Source organism: Candidatus Pantoea soli (assembly GCF_007833795.1).
GTDB classification, from domain to species: Bacteria; Pseudomonadota; Gammaproteobacteria; order Enterobacterales; family Enterobacteriaceae; genus Pantoea; species Pantoea soli.
The window spans coordinates 3,559,273-3,584,057 of sequence record NZ_CP032702.1; the positions used below are offsets into that span (position 1 = coordinate 3,559,273).

A 24,785-nucleotide genomic window follows, 5' to 3' on the forward strand; every position below is an offset into this window, starting at 1 on the left:
TAACGCCGCAATCAGACCGACTGTAACGCCTCATACAGCATCCATCCGGTGGTCGCCACCAGCGACAGCGCCATCAGCGTATTAAACGCCTGCCGTTTCCACGGTACCTGCAGATGATCGCGCAGCCGATCGCCCAACGCCGCCCAAAGCAGAATGCAGGGCAGATTTAACGCCGCAAAGCCCGCCAGCACCGCCATCACACCATTACTGCTGGCATACATCAGCGCCACGTTAGTGACCATCAGCCAGGCTTTGGGGTTAACCGCCTGGAAGCAGATGCCGCCCACCAGCGTCATCGGGCGCGGCCGCTCACGTAACTGTGGCGCACCGGCGCGAAATATTTTCCATGACAGCCACAGCAGGTAACTGCAGCCCGCCATGGTCAGCGGCAGCCGCACTGACGCCATCCAGTGCAGCAGCATCTCCAGTGCTACGCAGGCCAGCAGCATCTGCAGCGCACAGCCCAGCAGAATCCCGGACACCATCGGCAGCGTCCGCCGGAAGCCAAAATTTACCCCGGAGGTCGCCAGCAGCAGGTTATTCGGGCCCGGCGTAATCGACATGACCGTGACATAGCTGAAGAACGTAGGATCGAGCATGAGCATTTCCTTAATAAGCCAGTGACAGCCTCATGCTACTGCGCACGCTGTAATGGAAACAGAGACACAAAAGCACTATTGTGAGGGTTACAGTTTGTGGTTCTGAATATTGTACTCATGCTGCGCGGAGGCTTTTGTGTCCCTTCCTCTTTCATCCGGTCAGACGCTTTATCAGCAGCTGGCTGACAGCTTTGCCGAAGCCATTCATCAGGGCACGCTGAAACCGGGCAAACGCCTGCCTGCGATTCGCCGCGTGGCGCAGTCACATCAGGTCAGCATCAATACGGTGCTCAGCGCGTGGCAGCTGCTGGAAGATCGCGGCCTGGTAGAAGCACGACCGCAATCCGGTTACTACGTGCGCGGCGTTCTGCCGGCGGTGAAACCGCCGCTGCGGCCACTGACCGCGCAGGAGAATGACCCCAGCGCGCAGAAGCTGGCGCTGATTGAGCAGGTATTTGCGGCGCAGCATCATCCGGATTACACCAACATTTCGCTGGCCTGTCCGCAGGATAGCGAACTGTTTCCGGCGGCCCGACTGGGACGTATTACCGCTTCCCTCATCCGGCGCGACGGTGACATGATTGGCCGTTATGCACTTCCGCCCGGTAGTGAGCGCTTACGGGAGGAGATTGCACGGCGCAGCCTGCACAGCGGCCTGAATCTTACGGTGCAGGACATTACCCTGACCCACGGCTGCATGGAGGCACTGCAGCTTGCGCTGCGCGCGGTGACAAAACCGGGAGACTGTGTCGGGCTGGAGTCGCCGACCTATTTTTTCCTGTTCCCGCTGCTGGCATCGCTTGGGCTGAAAGCGCTGGAAATCCCCACCGATCCGCAGGAAGGACTGGCGCTGGACGCGCTGGAGATGCTGCTGCAGGAGCAGCGTATTCAGGCGCTGATCGCCATGCCCGGCGCACAGAATCCGCTGGGCTATGTGATGCCGCTGGCAAATAAGCAGCGGTTGGCCAAGTTAGTGAACACTTACCAATGCCCGCTGATTGAGGACGGACTGTATGATGAGTTGCAGTTCGACTGGCCGCTGTCACCACCGGTTAAAGCCTTCGACCACGAAGGCTGGGTGATTTACTGCACCAGCTTTACCAAAACCGTGGCACCGGATTTCCGCATTGGCTGGACGGCTGCCGGTCGTTTTCACGCCGCTATTGCCCGGCTGAAAGCCGTCTCGTCCATGACAGAATCGCGGCTGCTGAGCGAAACGCTGGCGGAGTTTCTTGCCAGCGGTGGCTATGATCATCATTTACGCTCGCTGCGGCGACGTTACGCCGCGAACCTTGATGCGGCACGCGGCATTATCGCGCGGCACTATCCGCACGGTACGCGTGCTACCCTGCCGCGCGGGGGCTTTGTGTTCTGGGTTGAACTGCCGGGTAAGGTGGATACGGTTGAGATGTTTCACCGCCTGCTGCAGGAGCAAATCTGCGTCACGCCGGGCGCGCTGTATACGCTTAGCGATCGCTATAAACATGCGCTGCGCCTCTCCTGCTGCTATCCGTTTGATGCGCGTTATACCTGGGCGCTGAAGCGCACCGGCGCGCTGGCCTGCGAAATCACGGGCATTGCGCCGGGGCAGGATCAGGGCTTGCCGTTGCGGCCCCAGGTGGTGTAACCCTCGCGCTCGGTCAGGCGTTCATAGTAAGTGCGGACCGCCGGAAAGTCGGGATGGTCCAGCGGGGTTTCAAACCAGCGATTCACCGCCAGGCCGACCGGAATATCCGCCAGCGTGAAATTACGTCCGGCGACATAGCGGCCGGTTTTCTCCAGCTGCTGATTGAGAATGCCCATGGTGTGCGTCCAGCCCTTGACCGCCGCCGCCAGCAGGCGCGGGTCCTGATGCGCCGGTGAGTTGCGTACCAGCGACATAAACGCATAGCGCCAGGAGGTGTTCAGTTCCGTGGCCTGCCAGTCCATCCACTGATCGACCGGCGCGCGCGCGCGCGGGTTATCGGGGTAAAGCCACTCGCCGCCGTTGCTGGTGGCCAGATAGCGCAGAATGGCGTTGGACTCCCACAGCACGAAATCGTCTTCAATGATCACCGGCACCATGGCATTGGGATTGAGCGCCATAAACTGCGCCGAGTGCAGCGATTGCGGATCTTCCCCCCAGGGTTCATGTTCATAGGGGATATCCAGTTCGGCGCATAGCCAGAGGATTTTACGGACGTTAATCGAAGAATTACGACCCAGCACTTTTAACATAGCGGACTCCGCTTCCAGAATTCTTAATTTATTCATAGCCCTGTTCGATCAGATACGCAATCGGCAGGATGTAAATCCGGGTGTCAGACAACCTTAATCAGACAGGAGTGGCAATGAAGGTCGCGTTTAAACAAGTCGATGTGTTTACGAGCACGGCGTTCCGGGGAAATCCGCTGGCGGTGATCATGGATGCTCAGGGGCTGGACGACGAACAGATGGCGGCAATTGCGCGCTGGACTCATCTCTCCGAAACCACCTTTGTGCTGCCGGCGCAGTCGCCGGCCGCCGATTACCGCGTGCGCATTTTTACCGTTGAGGGAGAGCTGCCGTTTGCCGGTCATCCGACGCTGGGCACGGCGCATGCGCTGCTGGAAGCCGGCTGGCCGCTGAAAACCCCGGGTAAACTGGTGCAGGAGTGCGGTGTCGGGCTGGTGGATGTGCGTATCGGCGACGATGGTGTGCTGGCGTTTGCTGCCCCTGCCGCCACCCTGACCCCCTTCAGCGACGCGCTGATGAGCAGCGCGCTTAACAGCGAAGCGTTTGATCTCACCCATCCGCCTGCCATTGTCGATATGGGCATCCGCTGGCTGCTGATCCCAATGAGCAGCGCCCGGGCGGTGCTGGATGTCCGGGCCAGCGCTGCCGATTTACAGCGGCTGCAAAAACATGCCGGTGTGAATGGTACGGCCCTGTTTGGCCCGCTGCCGCAGGGTGAAAATGAAGCGTATGAAGTGCGCGCGCTGCTGGTGGAAAACGGCAGCCTGACGGAAGATCCGGTTACCGGCAGCGCCAATGCCTGCCTGGCACGCTATCTGGCGGCACAGGGTCAGACGCGCGATTACCGGGTGCGTCAGGGCAGTGTCCTGCAGCGTGCCGGCCGCGTGGACGTGCGCTTCAGCGGCGAGACCATCTGGATTGGCGGCCATACCCTCACGGTGATTGACGGCACCATCCGCGTCTAGCACAGGCGCGTGATAGCGTGCGAGGCGGGCGGATTTAAATCAGCGTCCTCCCTTGCGCCGCTATGGGCATGCCTGACGGGAGGAAAAGGCGGCATCCTGTCAGCGCCTTCAGCCTGTATCCCCTGCGCCGTTCCTGTTCAACCGCAGGCTGCGCTGGCGACGCGATTTCTCGCGCGGCGGTCAGAGTGCCTGCCCGCCTGACGCTTCAATGCGCTGCGCCGTAATCCAGCCGGTTTCATCACTCAGAATCGCACTGATGGCATCGCCAATGTCATCCGGCAGGCCGACGCGCCCCAGCGCGGTGACGGAGGCAATCTGACTGTTGAGATCTTTGGTGTCACGCACGCGGCCGCCGCCAAAATCCGTTTCTATCGCGCCAGGTGCCAGGATGTTGACGCGAATATGCCGTGCTCCCAGCTCTTTGGCCTGATAGCGCGTCAGCACCTCCATTGCGCCTTTCATGGCCGCGTAGGTGCCGGAGCCCGGCAAGGTCATACGCGTTAGCCCGCTGGAGATATTCAGGATGCGTCCGCCATCGGCTATCAGCGGCAGCAGTTTCTGCGTCAGAAAGAAGGGCCCTTTAACGTGCACATTCATCAGCGCATCAAATTCGGCTTCGCTGGTCTCTGCCAGCAGCCGGTAGTGACCATGTCCGGCGTTGTTGATTAAATAATCAAAATGTTCCCTCTGCCAGGTGCTGTGCAGCACGTCTTTCACCCGGGCAGCAAAATCATCAAACTGGCTGCTGTCACCGACATCCAGCTGCAGCGCGACCGCGCGTGCGCCCAGCGCAGCGATCTCACTTACTACCGCCTGCGCCTCTTCGGCGTGACCGCGATAGGTCAGAATAATATCTGTGCCTCTGGCGGCCAGTTTCAGCGCGCCATTTCTGCCCAGACCGCGGTTACCGCCCGTAATCACAGCAATTTTTTGCGACATGTTGTACTCCCGATGGAAAATTGAACACCGGTTAAGGATATTCGCGGAAATCTGATCTATAAACGCAGGGAAATACGCAGCACTGTTTCACTAACAACAACAATCGGTGAACAACATGGACAAAATTCACGCAATGCAGGTTTTTGTGCGGGTGGCAGAAATGGGCAGTTTTACCCGCGCAGCGGAAAGTCTGGGTTTGCCGAAAGGCAGCGTATCGCGCCAGCTGCAGGCGCTGGAAAATCAGATGGGCACGCGCCTGCTGCATCGCACGACGCGACGCGTGCATCTGACGCAGGATGGACTGGTTTATTACGACCGCTGTCTGGATTTGCTCTCCATGCTGGACGATATGGACAGCCTGTTCCAGCACGATCCCGCCACGCTGAGCGGCAAGCTGCGGGTGGATATGTCGGTGGCGATGGCCACCGGCTTTATTCTGCCGCGCCTGCCTGAATTTCTGCAGCACTATCCCGGTGTTGAGATTGAACTCAGCAGCAGCGACCGCCAGGTGGATGTCATCCGCGAAGGATTTGACTGCGTTATCCGCGTGGGCGAGCTGAAAGACTCCGGCCTGATTGCGCGTAAAATCGGCTCCCACGCCTTGATCAACTGCGCCAGCCCCGACTATCTTTCCCGCTTCGGCATGCCCGTGCGGCTGGAGGAGCTTTCCCAGCATGCTATGGTGCATTACACCCAGCAGCTCGGCCAGCCGTCACCCGGCTTTGAGTATTACGACGGCAAACAGTGTCATTACGTGCAAACCGGGGGCGTGGTGACGGTTAACAGTACTGAAACCTACCGTGCGGCCTGCATTGCCGGGCTGGGGATTATTCAGGTGCCGGCAATTGGCGTGCAGCCACTGCTGGAATCGGGCCAGCTGGTGGAAGTGTTGCATCACTTCCCGGCGAAGCCGATGCCGATTTCGCTGCTCTATCCGCACCGCCGCAATGTTGCGCGTCGCGTGCGGGTATTTATGGAGTGGCTAAGCCAGGTCTTGCAGGAGTACGTGACATAGCAGGCTATAATTTTAATTTCGCAGCGAACAGGATGCTTATTGTCTATGAAGGACAACACCTCTAAAGAGCCCGCGGCAGAAGATAAGCCGCTGATCGATATCAAAACCGGTAACAAAACCGTGGATGACTCTATCCAGCATGTTTCACGGTTTGCGGCCTGGTTTCAGGCCATCCCGGCGGTGGCCCACTTTTTGCGCGCGCTGGAGCGCTTTAACGATCGCCTCGGCAGTCAGTTTGGCGCGGCGATCACCTATTTCTCGTTTTTATCGCTGATTCCTATCCTGATGGTGTCGTTTGCCGCCGTGGGGTTTATTCTGGCGTCAAACCAGGATTTGCTGACCGAGCTGATTGGGAAAATCGTTAACAGTATCAGCGATCCCACGCTGGCCACCACGCTGAAAAATACGGTCAATACCGCTATTCAGCAGCGTGCAACGGTTGGCCTGACGGGACTGCTGCTGGCGCTTTACTCCGGTATCAACTGGATGGGTAACCTGCGTGAAGCGGTGCGTGCCCAGTCGCGCGATGTCTGGGAGCGCACGCCGGATGACAAAGAAAAATTCTGGAAGAAGTATGCGCGCGATTTGATTTCGCTGCTGGGGCTGATGCTGGCACTGGTGATCACCCTTTCGCTGACGTCGATAGCCGGGGCCGCGCAGGCGGCGATCGTCAGTGCGCTGGGGCTGGACGGCATTGAGTGGCTGCGCCCGGCACTGACCGTAATTGCGCTGTCCATCTCCATCTTTGCCAACTATCTGCTGTTTTTGTGGATTTTCTGGATTCTGCCGCGCCATAAGCCGCGGAAAAAAGCGCTGCTGCGCGGCACGCTGCTGGCGGCTATCGGCTTTGAAGTGATCAAGTTTGTCATGACGCTGACGCTGCCAAAACTGGCGACCTCGCCTTCCGGAGCGGCCTTTGGTTCGGTGCTTGGCCTGATGGCATTTTTCTACTTTTTTGCGCGTCTGACGCTGTTCTGCGCCGCGTGGATTGCCACCGCAAAATACAAAGACGATCCGGAAATGTCGCAGCCACGACACTCCTCCTGACCCGGTGCGCCCGAGATGCCGGGCGCACCAGTTAAAAATGTTTCCTGCTGGCTATTTCTGCAGCAAAAACCAGCATGAAACCCTGAAGGGTCACTTTTATTTGGCCCTTTTGCAGAGAATCACGCCAGAAAAGTCCCGCTTCCCGCTCCCATCCGCCACCGTTTGGCACAACGCAGAAATTATCCACTTTTTCGCCGGAAAACCCTGTTCTGACGCGGTTTTTCGCCATTGAATGCCGCAAAGCAGGTGCGTAAGATTCTTTGTTTACATTTACAATTAAGAAACAATTATGCAAGCCTCCCTCTCAGCTTCACCTGACACGCCGCCGGTCAATTCACGTGGCAAAGTGGTGGTCGCGTCCCTTGTCGGCACCGCCATCGAGTTCTTTGATTTTTATATCTATGCCACGGCGGCGGTCATCGTTTTTCCGCATATTTTCTTCCCGCAGGGTGACGCCACGGTCGCCACGCTGCAGTCGCTGGCCACTTTCGCCATTGCCTTTGTGGCGCGGCCGATCGGCTCGGCGCTCTTTGGTCACTTTGGCGATCGCGTCGGCCGTAAAGCCACGCTGGTGGCCTCCCTGCTGACCATGGGCGTATCTACGGTGTTGATCGGCCTGCTGCCGGGATACCAGACCATCGGCGTGGCCGCACCGCTGCTGCTGGCGCTGGCGCGTTTCGGTCAGGGGCTGGGACTGGGCGGTGAATGGGGCGGCGCGGCGCTGCTGGCGACGGAAAATGCCCCGGCGAAAAAGCGGGCGCTGTACGGCTCGTTTCCGCAGCTGGGCGCGCCTGTGGGCTTCTTTTTTGCCAACGGCACTTTCCTGCTGCTGTCGTGGCTGCTGACCGATGAGCAGTTTATGCAGTGGGGCTGGCGCGTGCCGTTTGTGCTCTCTGCGGTGCTGGTGATTATCGGCCTGTACGTGCGCGTGTCGCTGCATGAAAGCCCGGTGTTTGCCAAAGTGCAGAAAGAGAAAAAGCAGGTGCGTATTCCCATCGGTACGCTGCTGAGCAAGCACCTCACGGCTACCGTGCTTGGCACCTTTATCATGCTGGCAACCTACACGCTGTTCTACATTATGACGGTTTATTCCATGAGCTACGGCACGGCACCGCTGCCTGCCGGTCTGGGATACTCGCGCAACAGTTTCCTGTGGATGCTGATGGTCGCGGTCATTGGTTTTGGCGTGATGGTGCCGGTTGCCGGCCTGCTGGCGGACCGCTTTGGCCGGCGCAAAACCATGATTACCATTACGCTACTGATTATTGCCTTTGCCCTGATGTTCCCGCTGCTGCTGGGCTCCGGTTCGCAGATTCTGGTCATGGGCTTCCTGCTGCTGGGATTGAGTATCATGGGACTGACGTTCGGCCCCATGGGTGCGCTGCTGCCGGAGCTGTTCCCGACCGAGGTGCGTTATACCGGTGCCTCTTTCTCTTATAACCTCTCATCCATTCTCGGCGCGTCCGTGGCGCCCTATATCGCCACCTGGCTGAACGCCAGCTACGGGCTGCATGCGGTGGGTTTCTATCTGGCTGCGATGGCGGTGCTGACGCTGATTGCGCTGATCGCCTGTAAAGAGACGCGCCATCAAACGCTGTATGAAGCGGTGTAATGCGTCATCCCTGCAGATATCACCCGGCTCCGGCCGGGTTTTTTATGGCCGCCGCGCGCCGGTAACCGGGAACAGTTGCCGCTGACGTCGCGGATGCGCCTTTGCCGTGATGCTATCCGGGCAAGGGAATGCCTGTTCCGGGCAGTCGCCAGCGCGTGCCTGTTCCGATGCTGCCGGCGGTACCCGCCTCAGGCGCCCGCTTTGCCCGCTTTGCCCGCTTTGCAACCGGAGGGTGGCATCATGATGTGCGGCTTACGCAGCACCTAGGGCTTCTCTGGCGCAAGCTGAGCACGGACTCGGACCCGGATTCGGGCTCTGGCTCGGATGACAGGCATAAAAAAACCCCGGCGAACCGGGGTTGTTTATCCGCTGAAAATTGGGCTGCCGGCTTAGCCAGCGACAGCGATACGTTTCATATCGGTCATGTAGCCACGCAGTTTGCGGCCCACGGCTTCGATCGGGTGCTGGCGGATAGCTTCGTTAACGTCACGCAGCTGCGCGTTATCCACCTGGGTGCCCTCAATTGCCTGACCGAGATCGCCCGGCTGCAGCGTGGTCATGAACTCTTTCAGCAGCGGAACCGCCGCGAAGGAGAACAGGTAGTTACCGTATTCGGCGGTATCGGAGATAACCACGTTCATTTCATACAGACGCTTACGGGCAATGGTGTTAGCAATCAGCGGCAGTTCGTGCAGGGATTCGTAGTAAGCGGACTCTTCGATGATGCCGGCATCGACCATGGTTTCAAATGCCAGCTCTACGCCCGCTTTTACCATAGCGACCATCAGTACGCCTTTGTCGTAGTACTCCTGCTCTTCAATCTTACCGTCGAACTGCGGCGCATTTTCAAAGGCGGTTTTACCGGTCTCTTCGCGCCAGGTCAGCAGGTTTTTATCGTCGTTCGCCCAGTCCGCCATCATGCCGGAAGAGAATTCACCGGAGATGATGTCATCCATGTGCTTCTGGAACAGCGGTGCCATGATGGTTTTCAGCTGCTCAGAGAGCGCGTAAGCGCGGATTTTGGCCGGGTTAGAGAGGCGGTCCATCATCAGGGTAATGCCACCGAACTTCAGGGATTCGGTAATGGTTTCCCAGCCGAACTGAATCAGTTTTTCGGTATAAGCCGCATCGTGGCCTTCTGCCACCAGCTTATCGAAGCACAGCAGTGAACCCGCCTGCAGCATGCCGCACAGAATGGTCTGTTCGCCCATCAGGTCAGATTTCACTTCTGCCACGAAGGAGGATTCCAGCACGCCAGCGCGATCCCCGCCGGTCGCAGCGGCCCAGGCTTTGGCAATCGCCATACCTTCGCCTTTGGGATCGTTTTCCGGGTGAACCGCAATCAGGGTCGGCACGCCGAAGCCGCGCTTATACTCTTCACGCACTTCGGTACCCGGGCACTTCGGCGCCACCATCACAACGGTGATGTCTTTACGGATGGTTTCGCCCACTTCAACAATGTTGAAGCCGTGTGAATAGCCCAGCGCAGCGCCATCTTTCATCAGCGGCTGAACCGCCTGTACCACCGCAGAGTGCTGTTTGTCTGGCGTCAGGTTAACCACCAGATCCGCCTGCGGGATCAGCTCTTCGTAAGTGCCTACTTTGAAGCCGTTATCGGTGGCTTTGCGGAACGAGGCGCGCTTCTCAGCAATCGCTTCGGCACGCAGCGCGTAAGAGACATCCAGCCCGGAGTCACGCATGTTCAGGCCCTGGTTCAGACCCTGCGCGCCACAGCCGACAATCACCACTTTTTTGCCCTTCAGGAAGCTGGCGCCGTCGGCGAATTCTTCGCGCGCCATGAAGCGACATTTGCCCAGCTGCGCTAACTGGTTGCGCAGATTCAGTGTGTTGAAGTAGTTAGCCATGGGTACTCCGCTTAAAAGGTTGTGTTTGCTTTTGTTTAGTATCGGCACCCGGTACAGCGCCGCGAATGACCCCATCATATGACAGGAAATCCATTGCTTAAATTGATATATTAACAACGTCACATTGCATAATTTGCAATACCATACTGAGGAACGATGCGCATGGATTTACGGGATCTGAAACTGTTTCTTCATCTGGCGGAAAGCTGCCACTTTGGCCGCACGGCGCGGGCGATGCATGTCAGTCCGTCCACGCTGTCGCGGCAGATACAGCGGCTGGAGGAAGATATCGGCCATGTGCTGTTTCTGCGTGATAACCGGACAGTGACGCTGACCGAAGCCGGTGAGCGGCTGCGTCAGTTTGCCCAGCAAACCCTGCTGCAGTATCAGCAGCTGCGCCATGTGATGGATCTGAACGGGCCGTCGCTGAGCGGCGAGCTGCGGCTGTTTTGCTCCGTTACCGCCGCGTACAGCCATTTGCCACCCATACTCGATCGCTTTCGCGCCGAGCATCCGCAGGTGGAGATCAAACTCACCACCGGCGACGCTGCCGATGCCATCGACATGGTGCAATCCGGTGAGGCCGATTTAGCGCTGGCGGGGCGGCCTGAATCCCTGCCTGCCAGTATTGATTTTACGCCGCTGGATTTGCTGCCGCTGGTACTGATTGCCCCGGCGCTGCCCTGCCCGGTGCGCACTCAGGTGACACAGGCACAGCCCGACTGGTCGCAGGTGCCGTTTATCCTGCCGGATCAGGGACCGGTGCGTCGGGCAATCGATCTGTGGTTCCGTCGCCACCGTATTGCCAATCCGCAGATTTACGCCACGGTCTCAGGGCATGAGGCGATTGTCTCGATGGTGGCGCTGGGCTGCGGCATGGCGCTGCTGCCTGATGTAGTGCTGGAAAACAGCCCGGAGCCGGTGCGAAATCGCGTGCTGACGCTGGAGAATATTTCGTCGGTTGCTCCGCTGGAGCTGGGCGTCTGCGTACAAAAAAAGCGGCTCAGTGAGCCGCTTATTCATGCATTCTGGCATCTGCTGTAATTACTGCCCGGCAAGGAAGAAACGAAACGCCGGATTACTGGCTTCATCATGCCATTCGTAGCCCAGCGCATTCAGGTGGGTTTCGAAATCCGGCTCTTTGTCATTCACCTCAAACGCCGCCAGCACGCGGCCAAAATCGGTGCCGTGGCTGCGGTAATGGAACAGAGAGATATTCCAGTGGGCACCCAGCGTTTGCAGGAATTTCAGCAGCGCGCCGGGCGCTTCCGGAAATTCAAAGCTGAACAGCCGTTCACGCAGTGGCTTCGACGGCCGGCCTCCTACCATGTAGCGGACGTGCAGCTTGGCCATTTCGTCATCCGACAAATCCACCACCTGATAACCGCCCTCTGTCAGCTGGCTGATGATTTCACTGCGCTCTTCCAGCCCGCGCGTTAAGCGCACACCAACAAAGATGCAGGCGTTATCAGCGTCTGCGTAGCGGTAATTGAATTCGGTTACTGCACGGCCGCCCAGCGTCTGACAAAAACGCAGGAAGCTGCCCTGCTGTTCCGGGATAGTGACCGCCAGCAACGCTTCACGCTGTTCGCCCAGCTCGCAGCGTTCAGAAACATAACGCAGCCCGTGAAAATTGACGTTGGCCCCGGAAAGCACATGCGCCAGCCGTTCACCTTTGATGTCATGCTGCTGGATGTACTTTTTCATCCCCGCCAGCGCCAGCGCACCCGAGGGTTCAGCGACAGCGCGCACATCTTCAAACAGATCCTTCATCGCCGCACAGATCGCATCGCTGTCCACGGTGACGATATCGTCGATATAGGCCTGGCAGAGACGGAAGGTTTCGCTGCCGATGCGCTTCACCGCCACGCCTTCAGCAAACAGCCCGACCCGCGGTAAATCCACCGGTTCGCCCGCCTCCAGCGCCGCCTTAAGGCAGGCGGAGTCTTCTGACTCTACGGCGATCACTTTGATCTGCGGCATCAGCTGCTTGATCAGCACGGCTACGCCGGCGGCCAGTCCGCCGCCGCCCACCGGAACAAACACACGGTCGAGATGGGCATCCTGCTGCAGCAGCTCCATGGCCAGCGTGCCCTGTCCGGCGATCACAGCCGGATGATCGAACGGCGGCACAAAGGTGTAACCCTGTTGCTCCGCCAGCTCTATCGCTTTGGCTTTTGCCTCGTCGAAATTCGCCCCAAACAGATAAGCCTCACCGCCAAAGGCACGTACCGCATCCACTTTGATATCTGCCGTTGCCAGCGGCATCACAATCAGTGATTTAATGCCCAGCCGGCTGGCTGAAAGCGCCACGCCCTGCGCATGGTTGCCCGCCGAAGCTGTTACCACACCGCGCGCTTTCTGCTCTTCATCCAGCCCGGCAATCATCGCGTAAGCGCCGCGTAGCTTAAAGCTGTGGACCGGCTGACGATCCTCACGCTTCACCAGAATGGTGTTACCAAAGCGTGAGGAGAGCTTTTCCATGTGCTGCAGCGGCGTGACCTGCGCAACTTCATACACCGGCGCACGCAATACCGCGCGCAGATACTCCGCGCCATTGGGCGACGCGGAAAGCGGTTGAGACTCAGCCATCAGTGATTAGCCCCCCAGCTTAGACTTATCGCGCACCGCGCCTTTATCCGCGCTGGTAGCGAGCGATGCATAGGCACGCAGCGCAAAGGAGACCTGGCGCACGCGGTTGTGCGGCGTGTAGGCCGCTTCGCCACGCGCTTCTTCTTCTTCGCGACGGGCGTGCAGTTCGTTATCCGGCACCGCCAGGCGAATACCGCGGTTCGGGATATCGATCTCGATGATATCGCCATCTTTCACCAGCGCGATGGTGCCACCGTTTGCCGCTTCCGGTGACGCGTGGCCGATAGAGAGGCCGGAAGTGCCGCCGGAAAAACGGCCGTCGGTGATCAGCGCACAGCTTTTGCCGAGCCCCATGGATTTGAGATAGGTGGTCGGATAGAGCATTTCCTGCATGCCCGGCCCGCCTTTTGGCCCTTCATAGCGAATGACAACCACATCACCGGCCACCACTTTGCCACCGAGAATGGCTTCCACCGCATCGTCCTGGCTTTCGTAAACTTTGGCCGGGCCTTTGAAGGTCAGAATTTCTTTGTCGACGCCCGCAGTTTTCACGATGCAGCCATCTTCAGCCATGTTGCCGTACAGCACGGCCAGGCCGCCATCCTGCGAGAAGGCGTGTTCACGGGTACGGATACACCCTTCCTGACGATCGTCGTCCAGCGTGTCCCAGCGGCAATCCTGAGAGAAAGCCTGGGTGGTACGGATGCCCGCCGGGCCGGCGCGGAACATCTTTTTAACCGCTTCGTCCTGGGTCAGCATGATGTCGTACTGATCAAGCGTTTCACGCAGGTTCAGTCCAAGTACGTTACGCACGTCGGTGTGCAGCAGACCCGCACGGTCCAGCTCACCAAGGATGCCGATAACGCCGCCCGCGCGGTGCACATCTTCCATGTGGTATTTCTGCGTGCTCGGGGCCACTTTGCACAGATGCGGCACTTTGCGCGACAGGCGATCAATATCGGAAATATTGAAATCCACCTCGCCTTCCTGTGCTGCAGCCAGCAGGTGCAGAACCGTATTGGTTGAGCCGCCCATCGCGATATCCAGCGTCATGGCGTTTTCAAAGGCCGCTTTGTTGGCAATGTTACGCGGCAGCACACGCTCATCATCCTGCTCATAGTACTGCTTTGTCAGGTTCACAATGCGTTTGCCGGCGTTGATGAACAGATCTTTGCGGTCCGCATGGGTGGCCAGCAGTGAACCGTTACCCGGCTGTGACAGCCCCAGCGCTTCCGTCAGACAGTTCATGGAGTTGGCAGTGAACATACCGGAGCAGGAGCCGCAGGTCGGGCAGGCTGAACGTTCAATCTGCTCGCTGTCAGCATCGCTGACGTTCGGGTTGGCGCCCTGGATCATCGCATCGACCAGGTCCAGCTTGATGATTTTGTCTGACAGTTTGGTTTTACCCGCTTCCATCGGACCACCGGAAACAAAGATCACCGGAATGTTGAGGCGCAGCGAGGCCATCAGCATGCCCGGCGTGATTTTATCGCAGTTGGAAATACACACCATGGCGTCTGCGCAGTGGGCGTTCACCATATATTCGACGGAATCGGCGATCAGTTCGCGTGAAGGCAGTGAATACAGCATGCCGCCATGGCCCATGGCGATACCGTCGTCCACCGCAATGGTGTTGAACTCTTTAGCCACCCCGCCTGCCGCTTCGATTTGCTCAGCGACCAGCTTGCCCAGATCGCGCAGGTGTACGTGGCCCGGCACAAATTGGGTGAATGAGTTAACCACGGCGATAATCGGCTTACCGAAATCGGCATCGGTCATTCCTGTGGCGCGCCACAGGGCACGGGCACCCGCCATGTTACGACCATGGGTGGTGGTGGCGGAACGGTACTTAGGCATGCTCTATTTACTCCAGTCTGAAAAATGACGCGGGCGCTGCTGCCCCCGCGTTGCGATCCTGTTAAGGGTTAACCTGATCCAGCCAGCCGTATTTATCTTCGGTTTCGCCGGTGAACAGGCCAAAGAAGGCTTTCTGGATTTGGGTGGTGACCGGGCCGCGCTTGCCTTCACCTACCTGGATACCGTCTACGCTGCGCACCGGCGTGATTTCAGCCGCGGTGCCAGACATGAACACTTCGTCTGCCAGATAGAGAGACTCACGCGACAGCACCTGCTCGCGCACTTCGATGCCCAGATCCTTCGCCAGTCGGATAATGGCGTCACGGGTAATGCCTGGCAGCGCAGAGGAGGTGAACGGCGGGGTAAACAGGATGCCATCCTTCACTTCAAACAGGTTTTCGCCGGCGCCTTCAGAGATGTAGCCGTGCGTATCCAGCGCAATCCCTTCCTGATAACCGTGGCGGCGCGCTTCGCTACCCACCAGCAGAGAAGAGAGGTAGTTACCACCGGCTTTCGCCGCGGTTGGCAGGGTATTCGGTGCCACGCGGTTCCACGAAGAGACCATCGCGTTGATGCCCTGCTCCAGCGCTTCCGCGCCCAGATAGGCGCCCCACGGGAAGGCCGCGATAATCACATCCGTGGTGTAGCCATCTGGCGGGTTAACGCCCAGGCCCACATCGCCTACGAAGGCCAGCGGACGGATGTAAGCACTTTTCAGTTTGTTGACGCGGATAACCTCGCGGCACGCTTCCATCAATTCATCAACACTGGCTTTGATCGGGAAACGGTAGATTTTGGCGGAGTCGTGCAGACGCTGCATGTGTTCACGGTGACGGAACACCACCGGGCCTTTGTGTGAGTCGTAACAGCGCACGCCTTCAAACACAGAAGTTCCGTAATGCAGTGCGTGAGACATAACGCTGACCTTCGCGTCTTCCCACTTAACCATCTCTCCGTTGAACCAGATAAAGTCTGCTTTCTTCGTACTCATCGTTATTTCCTTTGGCGACTAAGCGCGGATTTGTTGTGTTGTCTGTTGCTGGATCTCGACACAGGCGACATCCATAAGTTTGCTTAACTGCGAAGACAGTAAATCGACAGAGCGCTGACTGGCAACGGTCATTTCGATATTAATGTTTTCGGCGTTGCCCGCCGGTGCCATGTTCATCGCGCAGACCTGAAACCCGCGATGACGCACAACACGCAGGATGCGCTCTAATATTTCCGGGCGTAAGCGGGCTTCGATAGACAATTGATGCTGGTTCATACGGTTTTCTCCATCATGTTTGCGTTGCTGGCACCCGGCGGTACCAGTGGCCAGACGTTTTCATGCTCATCAATCGCAACATGCAGGAAGTAAGGACCTTCACTGTTCAGCAGAGCATCAATTGCGGCGTCGACCTGATCTTTACGGCTGATACGCTGGCCCGGAATGTCAAAGGCGCTGGCCAGCGTGAGGAAATCGGGATTGTCGGTCAGGATGGTTTCGCTGTAGCGCCCCTCGAAAAAGAGCTGCTGCCACTGACGCACCATGCCAAGACGCTGGTTATCCAGCAGCAGGATTTTCACCGGCAGCTGCCGGCGTTTGATGGTGCCCAGCTCCTGGATGTTCATCATGATAGAACCATCGCCAGAGACGCAGATGACCGTGTCCTGCGGGCGTGCCATCTGTGCGCCAACGGCGGCGGGCAGGCCAAAGCCCATGGTGCCCAGACCGCTGGAGGTGATGAAGTTTTCCGGCGCGCTAAAGCGCATGTGCTGCGCCGTCCACATTTGATGCTGACCTACGTCAGTGGTCACAATGGCGCTGTCTGGTTTGCGGTCTGACAGCTGTTTCAGCAGCAGCGGTGCGTAAATGGCTTCGCCCGGATGATCGTAGCGCCAGTCGAATTCGGCTTTCATCGCGCTGACTTCATCCTGCCACGCTTCAATGTGTAATGGCATGCTCAGCGCTGGCAGTACTTCGTTCAGATCACCCTGCAACGAAACGTGGGCACGGCGCAGCTTGTTCAGCTCGGCCGGGTCAATATCAATATGAATCACACTGGCATGCGGTGCGAAGGTATCCAGTTTGCCGGTGACGCGATCATCGAAACGCGCGCCGACCGCAATCAGCAAATCGCAGGATTGCACCGCCAGATTAGCCGCTTTGGTTCCGTGCATGCCTAACATGCCGAGATAGCGTGCGCTACTGGCATCGGCACTGCCCAGCCCTTTCAGGGTGGAGACCATCGGGATGCCGGTTTCCTGCGCCATCGCGCGCAGCGCCGGAACCGCCTGCGCCATGCCAACACCGCCACCGATGTACAGCACGGGTTTGTGCGACTGTGCCATCAGTGCGCGCGCTTCCGCGATGTGCTGTGGCGAGTGACTCAGCGTTTCTTCTACCGGCAGCAGGTGCGGCGTCAGCTCTGCGCTGGCGATTTGAATATCTTTTGGAATATCAACCAGCACCGGACCCGGGCGGCCTGACCGGGCAATGGCAAAGGCTTCTGCCATCACCGAGGGTAAATCATCAAGGGATTCGACGAGGAAGCTGTGTTTGGTACAGGCCAGTGACAAGCCAAGCACATCGATCTCCTGGAACGCATCTGTGCCGATAAAGGCCGAGGAAACCTGACCGGTAATGGCGACAACCGGGATAGAATCCATCATCGCATCGGCCAGGCCGGTGATCAGGTTGGTGGCGCCCGGCCCGGAAGTGGCGATGCAAACGCCGGTTTTTCCGGTCGCCCGCGCATAACCGATCGCCGCCATCACTGCACCCTGTTCATGACGACACAACAGATGTTCCACGCCGCCGTCGTAGAGCGCATCGTACACTGGCATGATCGCTCCGCCAGGATAACCAAATACGGTGTCAACACCCTGCGCGCGTAAAGCCTGAACTACCCATTGTGCACCTGTCATGTTTATTCTCCTGTATTCCTGCTGGAACAACAGAATTTTATGCTACTGCTCATAATCTGTTCCTCGCTGATTCACTGATATTTCGTCTGGTCGAAAAAAAACCCCCGGACCTTACGGTGCGGGGGTTTTTCGAATTCCAGGCTTGATTTTTAAGCCTTTCTTTCTCCAAGCGTAGCCCCGCACGGTGGGTTAATAATCACCACCACGCTAATCACGACTAGGCTAATCACTTGTAGAAGGGCTTTCATGGGCTGTCTGTTTTTTCGTTTGTTCGAAGTAATGCCTACAGACTTACCATAGTTAGCCGCACATTTACAATGTTTTTCATCACTCATTTTTATGACGCTGACGCTATTCCAGCGTTATCACCTTGTAAGTAAAAGGTTATTCATCTGGCTGATAAAATTTCATTACGACCGGCACGTAACCTCCAGTCGCTTTTTGCGATCCTGCCCGTAAAAGCAATGAAAAAAGGGCAATATGCACAGAATATCGTGAATCCAGCTCGATTGAGCGAAACACACATATAGCCATATCGATATCGCCGCGAGAGGATGGCGGTAACAAGGAGTGGCTATGTCTTTATCAAAAGTCTTAACGCGAGCAGCGCTGGGCGTGCAGGCTCCGCTCGTCACCGTGGAAGTGCATATCAGCAATGGCTTACCTGCCCTGACGCTGGTTGGCCTGCCGGAAACCACCGTAAAGGAGGCTCGGGAACGGGTGCGCAGCGCCATCATTAATAGCGGATTCGCCTTCCCGGCGAAACGCGTCACGATTAACCTGGCACCGGCCGATTTGCCGAAAGAGGGCGGGCGCTATGACCTTCCTATTGCTATTGCTATTCTCGCCGCATCAGAGCAGCTTCCGGACGCCAGACTGACCCGATATGAGTTCCTGGGTGAGCTGGCGCTCAACGGCGCACTCTGTGGCGTTCAGGCGGCTATTCCGGCGGCGATGGCGGCGCTTCAGGCCGGGCGGCAAATGGTTTTAGCAGAACAGAATCAACAGGATGTTGGCCTGATACAACAGGGGGAGACGCTGACAGGTCAACACCTGGTCGAAATCTGCGCATTTCTGCATGGCCAGTCGCCGCTAAACGTCGCGCGTTACCAGCCTGTAGCGTCAGAAGAAGAGAAACAGGATCTCAGCGACATCATTGGGCAGCAGCAGGGACGCCGGGCGCTGGAAATTACCGCTGCCGGCGGACATAACCTGCTGCTGCTGGGGCCGCCCGGCACCGGTAAAACCATGCTGGCAACGCGCCTGCCGGGCATCATGCCGCCTCTGAATGATCAGGAGGCGCTGGAGTGTGCCGCAATCGCCAGTCTGGTCAGCTGTGGCGACCTGCATCAGCAATGGCGTAAACGCCCTTTCCGCGCACCGCATCATAGTGCAACGCTGAATGCACTGGTAGGCGGCGGTTCACTGCCGCGTCCGGGTGAGATCTCGCTGGCACACAATGGCGTGCTGTTCCTTGATGAGTTACCGGAATTTGACAGAAAGGTGCTGGATGCACTGCGCGAACCCATCGAGTCCGGGGAAATCGCGATTTCACGCACCCGTGCGAAAGTAACCTACCCGGCGCGTTTTCAGCTTATCGGCGCAATGAACCCGAGCCCGACCGGGCATTATCAGGGAAATCATAACCGCTGCACGCCGCAACAGGTGCTGCGCTATCTCAGCCGTCTCTCTGGCCCTTTTCTTGATCGTTTTGATTTATCGCTTGAGATTCCACTGCTGCCCGGCGGCACGCTCAGCCAGAAGCCGCAGCGCAGCGAAAGCAGCGCAGAGGTACGTGTACGCGTTCAGGCAGCCAGAAACGTGCAGCTGCAGCGCGCCGGAAAAGTTAATGCGCATTTGTCGAATCCGGAAATAGCCCGGGATTGTGCTTTACAACAACAGGATGCGGAATGGCTGGAAGCGATACTTAACTCGCTGGGATTATCGGTACGTGCGTGGCAGCGTATTCTGAAGGTGGCAAGGACAATAGCCGATCTGGCAGGCGATGTGCAGATTACCCGACAGCATCTGCAGGAAGCGGTGGGTTATCGCAGCATTGATCGTCTGATGATCTATCTGCACAAAAGTCTGGAATGAAAAACGGGGCTGTTGCCAGCCCCGTTAGTTTAATCGTCGCTATCGCTGAAATCCTCAACGGTATCCATCTGCGGTTTACCGCCGGATAACGTGTGGAAACGCTTAGGGCGCTTGATACGCGCGGTATATTTCGACCACACACGTTCAGCTTCCGTTTGCGGCTCGCGCTGACCACGACATACTTCTAAAAACGAACGTTCCTCTTCAGTCGCGGGTTCGCGTTTGGCAAGGTCCAGTTCATTGAAAGCATAACCGTGGCGTTCCAGAAGCTGCGCTTCTTTAATGGTGAAGTCACCATGACGCGAAAATCCACGTGGATAATGTTTGTTATCGAAGAAACGATTAGTTGTTGCGAAGCTTTCCGCCATTTTACACGCTCCTGATTCTCATATGGCCGTGCTATTTATGGCGCGGAGTATTAGATAGGCTTGACAGAGTGTAAAACAAAACATTTAAATCAGTACGACAAACATTTTTTGGGAGAATGCTGTGGATACGGAATTACTGAAAACTTTCCTTGAAGTGAGCAGAACGCGACATTTCGGGCGCGCTGCTGAGGCACTTTACCTTACGCAGTCTGCCGTTAGTTTTCGCATCCGACAGCTTGAAAACCAGCTGGGTGTTAATCTTTTTACGCGGCATCGCAATAACATCCGTCTGACGTCAGCAGGAGAACGCCTGCTGCCCTATGCGGAGAGCCTGATGAGCACCTGGCTAATGGCGAAGAAAGAGGTCTCGCATACCCAGCAGCATCATGAGCTGTCTATCGGGGCCAGTGCATCGCTATGGGAGGCGTATCTGACACCCTGGCTGCAAACGCTCTATGAAAACCGTGAGAGTCTGCATCTGGAAGCGCGTATTGCGCAGCGCCATCTGCTGGTTAAACAGTTGCACGAACGACAGCTGGATCTGTTGATTACCACCGAAGCGCCCAAAATGGATGAATTGACCAGCCAGCAGATTGGACATATTTCCCTCGCCTTATGCCGGGCGCGTAAAACGGAAAAAAGGGAAAAGTATGATTACATCAAACTGGAATGGGGCGCTGATTTTCATCAGCATGAAAGTTATCTTTCCAGTGATGATGTGCCGGTATTAACCACAACCTCCGCGCACGTCACCCGGGAATTACTGCACACCACCGGCGCCTGCGCCTTTTTACCCGATTTCTGGCACGGCATTTACAACGATTTAATGGTTATTCCGGATACGCCTGTAGCCGTCAGGCCGTTATATGCCGTATGGCTGCAGAATAGCGATCAGCAGGCACATATTCGTCAGCTGCTTAAATATCCGGTACTGACACACTGAGGGGATAAAAGCGGGAAAGTCTGAGGGAAGGTAAACAACTCAGGCTTTTTATCGCCGGATTGCAGACAAAAAAAATCCTTTGCCGAAGCAAAGGATTATTTTCTGGCAGGGGCGGAGGGACTCGAACCCCCAACACCCGGTTTTGGAGACCGGTGCTCTACCAATTGAACTACGCCCCTAATGAGGGTGGCGGAACGGACGGGGCTCGAACCCGCGACCCCCTGCGTGACAGGCAGGTATTCTAACCAACTGAACTACCGCTCCACCGATTCTGTACTGACCGCAGACCGCGTCTGCTTTCAGGTGTTTCGCCCTTTCCGCGTCACCGGGAAGGTCACGGCCCGCTGAGGGCCTTAAATAGATGCCTGGCAGTTCCCTACTCTCGCATGGGGAGGCCCCACACTACCATCGGCGCTACGGCGTTTCACTTCTGAGTTCGGCATGGGGTCAGGTGGGACCACCGCGCTAGTGCCGCCAGGCAGATTCTGTTTCGTCCGCGCCGCCCAAAGCCGCGCAGACCAGTCCGTGAACAAGGCTGAAAATTTTTCCGGGTACCGCAAAACGCCTCTGGCGTTGTAAGGTTAAGCCTCACGGGTCATTAGTACCGGTAAGCTCAACGCATCGCTGCGCTTACACATCCGGCCTATCAACGTCGTCGTCTTCAACGTCCCTTCAGGACCCTCGAGGGGTCAGGGAGAACTCATCTCGGGGCAAGTTTCGTGCTTAGATGCTTTCAGCACTTATCTCTTCCGCACTTAGCTACCGGGCAGTGCCATTGGCATGACAACCCGAACACCAGCGGTGCGTTCACTCCGGTCCTCTCGTACTAGGAGCAACCCCCCTCAATTCTCCAGCGCCCACGGCAGATAGGGACCGAACTGTCTCACGACGTTCTAAACCCAGCTCGCGTACCACTTTAAACGGCGAACAGCCGTACCCTTGGGACCTACTTCAGCCCCAGGATGTGATGAGCCGACATCGAGGTGCCAAACACCGCCGTCGATATGAACTCTTGGGCGGTATCAGCCTGTTATCCCCGGAGTACCTTTTATCCGTTGAGCGATGGCCCTTCCATTCAGAACCACCGGATCACTATGACCTGCTTTCGCACCTGCTCGAGCCGTCACTCTCGCAGTCAAGCTGGCTTATGCCATTGCACTAACCTCCTGATGTCCGACCAGGATTAGCCAACCTTCGTGCTCCTCCGTTACGCTTTGGGAGGAGACCGCCCCAGTCAAACTACCCACCAGACACTGTCCGCAGCCCGGATAACGGGCCTACGTTAGAACATCAAACATTAAAGGGTGGTATTTCAAGGATGGCTCCACGCGGACTGGCGTCCGCGCTTCAAAGCCTCCCACCTATCCTACACATCAAGGCTCAATGTTCAGTGTCAAGCTATAGTAAAGGTTCACGGGGTCTTTCCGTCTTGCCGCGGGTACACTGCATCTTCACAGCGATTTCAATTTCACTGAGTCTCGGGTGGAGACAGCCTGGCCATCATTACGCCATTCGTGCAGGTCGGAACTTACCCGACAAGGAATTTCGCTACCTTAGGACCGTTATAGTTACGGCCGCCGTTTACCGGGGCTTCGATCAAGAGCTTCTCCTTACGGATAACCCCATCAATTAACCTTCCGGCACCGGGCAGGCGTCACACCGTATACGTCCACTTTCGTGTTTGCACAGTGCTGTGTTTTTAATAAACAGTTGCAGCCAGCTGGTATCTTCGACTGGCCTCGGCTCCGGGAGCAAGTCCCCTCACCTACGCGCCAGCGTGCCTTCTCCCGAAGTTACGGCACCATTTTGCCTAGTTCCTTCACCCGAGTTCTCTCAAGCGCCTTGGTATTCTCTACCTGACCACCTGTGTCGGTTTGGGGTACGATTTCGTGTTACCTGGAGCTTAGAGGCTTTTCCTGGAAGCAGGGCATCAGTTACTTCAGCTCCGTAGAGCCTCGTCGTCACGCCTCAGTGTTAAAGAAGACCGGATTTGCCTGGTCTTCACACCTGCACGCTTAAACCGGGACAACCGTCGCCCGGATAACCTAGCCTTCTCCGTCCCCCCTTCGCAGTAACACCAAGTACAGGAATATTAACCTGTTTCCCATCGACTACGCCTTTCGGCCTCGCCTTAGGGGTCGACTCACCCTGCCCCGATTAACGTTGGACAGGAACCCTTGGTCTTCCGGCGAGCGGGCTTTTCACCCGCTTTATCGTTACTTATGTCAGCATTCGCACTTCTGATACCTCCAGCAGCCCTCACAGGCCACCTTCTGCGGCTTACAGAACGCTCCCCTACCCAACAACGCATTCGCGTCGCTGCCGCAGCTTCGGTGCATGGTTTAGCCCCGTTACATCTTCCGCGCAGGCCGACTCGACCAGTGAGCTATTACGCTTTCTTTAAATGATGGCTGCTTCTAAGCCAACATCCTGGCTGTCTGTGCCTTCCCACATCGTTTCCCACTTAACCATGACTTTGGGACCTTAGCTGGCGGTCTGGGTTGTTTCCCTCTTCACGACGGACGTTAGCACCCGCCGTGTGTCTCCCGTGATAACATTCTCCGGTATTCGCAGTTTGCATCGGGTTGGTAAGCCGGGATGGCCCCCTAGCCGAAACAGTGCTCTACCCCCGGAGATGAGTTCACGAGGCGCTACCTAAATAGCTTTCGGGGAGAACCAGCTATCTCCCGGTTTGATTGGCCTTTCACCCCCAGCCACAGGTCATCCGCTAATTTTTCAACATTAGTCGGTTCGGTCCTCCAGTTAGTGTTACCCAACCTTCAACCTGCCCATGGCTAGATCACCGGGTTTCGGGTCTATACCCTGCAACTTAGCGCCCGGTTAAGACTCGGTTTCCCTTCGGCTCCCCTATGCGGTTAACCTTGCTACAGAATATAAGTCGCTGACCCATTATACAAAAGGTACGCAGTCACCCCATAAAGAGGCTCCCACTGCTTGTACGTACACGGTTTCAGGTTCTGTTTCACTCCCCTCGCCGGGGTTCTTTTCGCCTTTCCCTCACGGTACTGGTTCACTATCGGTCAGTCAGGAGTATTTAGCCTTGGAGGATGGTCCCCCCATATTCAGACAGGATACCACGTGTCCCGCCCTACTCATCGAGCTCACAGCCTGTGCGTCTTCGTGTACGGGGCTGTCACCCGGTATCGCGCGCCTTTCCAGACGCTTCCACTGACGCACAAGCTGATTCAGGCTCTGGGCTCCTCCCCGTTCGCTCGCCGCTACTGGGGGAATCTCGGTTGATTTCTTTTCCTCGGGGTACTTAGATGTTTCAGTTCCCCCGGTTCGCCTCGTTAACCTATGTATTCAGTTAACGATAATGCATAAATGCATTGGGTTTCCCCATTCGGACATCGACGGCTGTAGCGGTTCATATCACCTTACCGTCGCTTTTCGCAGATTAGCACGTCCTTCATCGCCTCTGACTGCCAGGGCATCCACCGTGTACGCTTGGTCGCTTAACCTCACAACCCACAGGCGTTTTGCGCATGTGAATCGCGAAAATCTCGGACCCGGACGCTCCGCCTTATTTCCTGTTACGGGGAAATACGCGGCGCGTTCGTTTCAAATTTTCAGCTTGTTCCGGATTGTTAAAGAGCAAATACTTCGCAGTATGCTTATGCAGCACACTCTGAAGTGTTTTTCAGGACTGTATGGTGGAGCTAAGCGGGATCGAACCGCTGACCTCCTGCGTGCAAGGCAGGCGCTCTCCCAGCTGAGCTATAGCCCCATGCAGTCACTGCA

The 24,785-nt window shown here is 57.1% G+C and carries 20 protein-coding genes, 3 tRNA genes and 2 rRNA genes; 8 read left to right on the forward strand and 17 right to left on the reverse strand.

The window, feature by feature from the left end; all coding sequences use genetic code 11:
• Positions 1 to 11: 11 nt before the first annotated feature.
• Complete coding sequence (locus D8B20_RS16500; RefSeq protein ID WP_145889999.1) at positions 12 to 599, reverse strand: LysE family translocator; 588 nt, start codon at positions 597 to 599, stop codon at positions 12 to 14.
• A 136-nt stretch (positions 600 to 735) separates the two neighbouring features.
• On the opposite strand from D8B20_RS16500, the gene D8B20_RS16505 reads away from it, so the two are divergent.
• Positions 736 to 2,226 carry an aminotransferase-like domain-containing protein gene (locus D8B20_RS16505; protein WP_145890001.1) on the forward strand — a complete coding sequence of 497 codons (1,491 nt, stop codon included), beginning with the start codon at positions 736 to 738 and terminating at the stop codon, positions 2,224 to 2,226.
• Here D8B20_RS16505 and D8B20_RS16510 read toward each other — a convergent pair.
• Positions 2,193 to 2,816, reverse strand: coding sequence for a glutathione S-transferase family protein (locus D8B20_RS16510; protein ID WP_145890634.1), 624 nt, complete (start codon positions 2,814 to 2,816; stop codon positions 2,193 to 2,195). The genes D8B20_RS16505 and D8B20_RS16510 overlap by 34 nt on opposite strands.
• Positions 2,817 to 2,929: 113 nt before the next feature.
• Between D8B20_RS16510 and D8B20_RS16515 the strand changes: the two genes are divergently transcribed.
• A complete protein-coding gene (locus tag D8B20_RS16515) occupies positions 2,930 to 3,778 on the forward strand; it encodes a PhzF family phenazine biosynthesis protein (RefSeq protein WP_145890003.1) in 849 nt (282 codons plus the stop codon).
• 180 nt (positions 3,779 to 3,958) lie between these two features.
• On the opposite strand, the gene D8B20_RS16520 is transcribed toward D8B20_RS16515, so the two are convergent.
• Positions 3,959 to 4,717, reverse strand: coding sequence for an SDR family NAD(P)-dependent oxidoreductase (locus D8B20_RS16520; protein ID WP_145890005.1), 759 nt, complete (start codon positions 4,715 to 4,717; stop codon positions 3,959 to 3,961).
• 115 nt (positions 4,718 to 4,832) lie between these two features.
• On the opposite strand from D8B20_RS16520, the gene D8B20_RS16525 reads away from it, so the two are divergent.
• Together D8B20_RS16525 and yhjD are read left to right on the forward strand one after the other, a co-directional pair.
• A complete protein-coding gene (locus D8B20_RS16525) occupies positions 4,833 to 5,732 on the forward strand; it encodes a LysR family transcriptional regulator (RefSeq protein ID WP_145890007.1) in 900 nt (299 codons plus the stop codon).
• A 45-nt stretch (positions 5,733 to 5,777) separates the two neighbouring features.
• Positions 5,778 to 6,779, forward strand: coding sequence for an inner membrane protein YhjD (yhjD, locus tag D8B20_RS16530; protein ID WP_145890009.1), 1,002 nt, complete (start codon positions 5,778 to 5,780; stop codon positions 6,777 to 6,779).
• Positions 6,780 to 6,810: 31 nt separating this feature from the next.
• Here the strand turns inward: yhjD and D8B20_RS16535 are convergent, their stop codons facing one another.
• On the reverse strand, positions 6,811 to 7,008 hold the full coding sequence (locus D8B20_RS16535) for a hypothetical protein (RefSeq protein WP_145890011.1): 198 nt from the start codon (positions 7,006 to 7,008) through the stop codon (positions 6,811 to 6,813).
• Between the two features lie 60 nt (positions 7,009 to 7,068).
• Here D8B20_RS16535 and D8B20_RS16540 point away from each other — a divergent pair, with 60 nt between their 5' ends.
• Entirely contained in the window at positions 7,069 to 8,391 is a 1,323-nt protein-coding gene (locus tag D8B20_RS16540; protein WP_145890013.1) for an MFS transporter, read from the forward strand.
• Positions 8,392 to 8,780: 389 nt separating this feature from the next.
• Here the strand turns inward: D8B20_RS16540 and ilvC are convergent, their stop codons facing one another.
• Positions 8,781 to 10,256 carry a ketol-acid reductoisomerase gene (ilvC, locus tag D8B20_RS16545; protein WP_145890015.1) on the reverse strand — a complete coding sequence of 492 codons (1,476 nt, stop codon included), beginning with the start codon at positions 10,254 to 10,256 and terminating at the stop codon, positions 8,781 to 8,783.
• A gap of 162 nt (positions 10,257 to 10,418) precedes the next feature.
• Here ilvC and ilvY point away from each other — a divergent pair, with 162 nt between their 5' ends.
• Entirely contained in the window at positions 10,419 to 11,300 is an 882-nt protein-coding gene (gene ilvY / locus D8B20_RS16550) for an HTH-type transcriptional activator IlvY (protein ID WP_145890017.1), read from the forward strand.
• On the opposite strand, the gene ilvA is transcribed toward ilvY, so the two are convergent.
• The 6 genes from ilvA to ilvL form a co-directional block, all read right to left on the reverse strand.
• Positions 11,301 to 12,848, reverse strand: a complete 1,548-nt coding sequence (ilvA, locus tag D8B20_RS16555; RefSeq protein WP_145890019.1) for a threonine ammonia-lyase, biosynthetic — start codon at positions 12,846 to 12,848, stop codon at positions 11,301 to 11,303.
• A 6-nt stretch (positions 12,849 to 12,854) separates the two neighbouring features.
• The gene (gene ilvD / locus D8B20_RS16560; protein WP_145890021.1) at positions 12,855 to 14,705 is read right to left on the reverse strand and encodes a dihydroxy-acid dehydratase; all 1,851 of its coding nucleotides are present in this window, start codon (positions 14,703 to 14,705) and stop codon (positions 12,855 to 12,857) included.
• Between the two features lie 61 nt (positions 14,706 to 14,766).
• The gene (locus D8B20_RS16565; RefSeq protein ID WP_145890023.1) at positions 14,767 to 15,696 is read right to left on the reverse strand and encodes a branched-chain amino acid transaminase; all 930 of its coding nucleotides are present in this window, start codon (positions 15,694 to 15,696) and stop codon (positions 14,767 to 14,769) included.
• An 18-nt stretch (positions 15,697 to 15,714) separates the two neighbouring features.
• Positions 15,715 to 15,972, reverse strand: coding sequence for an acetolactate synthase 2 small subunit (gene ilvM, locus D8B20_RS16570; protein ID WP_145890025.1), 258 nt, complete (start codon positions 15,970 to 15,972; stop codon positions 15,715 to 15,717).
• On the reverse strand, positions 15,969 to 17,615 hold the full coding sequence (ilvG, locus tag D8B20_RS16575) for an acetolactate synthase 2 catalytic subunit (RefSeq protein WP_145890026.1): 1,647 nt from the start codon (positions 17,613 to 17,615) through the stop codon (positions 15,969 to 15,971). Before ilvG ends, ilvM begins: the two co-directional genes overlap by 4 nt.
• 149 nt (positions 17,616 to 17,764) lie before the next feature.
• Positions 17,765 to 17,863, reverse strand: coding sequence for an ilv operon leader peptide (gene ilvL / locus D8B20_RS16580; protein ID WP_071813600.1), 99 nt, complete (start codon positions 17,861 to 17,863; stop codon positions 17,765 to 17,767).
• 328 nt (positions 17,864 to 18,191) lie between these two features.
• Here ilvL and D8B20_RS16585 point away from each other — a divergent pair, with 328 nt between their 5' ends.
• Positions 18,192 to 19,712: a YifB family Mg chelatase-like AAA ATPase gene (locus tag D8B20_RS16585; protein WP_145890029.1), complete on the forward strand. Its 1,521-nt coding sequence runs from the start codon at positions 18,192 to 18,194 to the stop codon at positions 19,710 to 19,712.
• A gap of 29 nt (positions 19,713 to 19,741) precedes the next feature.
• Here D8B20_RS16585 and D8B20_RS16590 read toward each other — a convergent pair whose 3' ends face one another.
• Entirely contained in the window at positions 19,742 to 20,080 is a 339-nt protein-coding gene (locus D8B20_RS16590; protein WP_145890031.1) for a MaoP family protein, read from the reverse strand.
• Between the two features lie 121 nt (positions 20,081 to 20,201).
• Here D8B20_RS16590 and hdfR point away from each other — a divergent pair, with 121 nt between their 5' ends.
• Positions 20,202 to 21,023 (forward strand): HTH-type transcriptional regulator HdfR, encoded by an 822-nt coding sequence (gene hdfR, locus D8B20_RS16595; protein ID WP_145890033.1) that lies wholly within the window; start codon positions 20,202 to 20,204, stop codon positions 21,021 to 21,023.
• A gap of 103 nt (positions 21,024 to 21,126) precedes the next feature.
• On the opposite strand, the gene D8B20_RS16600 is transcribed toward hdfR, so the two are convergent.
• From D8B20_RS16600 to D8B20_RS16620, 5 genes are all read right to left on the reverse strand, one after another.
• Positions 21,127 to 21,202: transfer RNA gene (locus D8B20_RS16600), tRNA-Trp, on the reverse strand.
• An 8-nt stretch (positions 21,203 to 21,210) separates the two neighbouring features.
• Positions 21,211 to 21,287: transfer RNA gene (locus D8B20_RS16605), tRNA-Asp, on the reverse strand.
• 99 nt (positions 21,288 to 21,386) lie between these two features.
• Positions 21,387 to 21,502: ribosomal RNA gene (gene rrf / locus D8B20_RS16610) — 5S ribosomal RNA — on the reverse strand.
• A 98-nt stretch (positions 21,503 to 21,600) separates the two neighbouring features.
• Positions 21,601 to 24,505, reverse strand: a 23S ribosomal RNA gene (locus D8B20_RS16615).
• 190 nt (positions 24,506 to 24,695) lie between these two features.
• Positions 24,696 to 24,771 (reverse strand) — tRNA-Ala (locus tag D8B20_RS16620).
• Between the last annotated feature and the right edge of the window lie 14 nt (positions 24,772 to 24,785).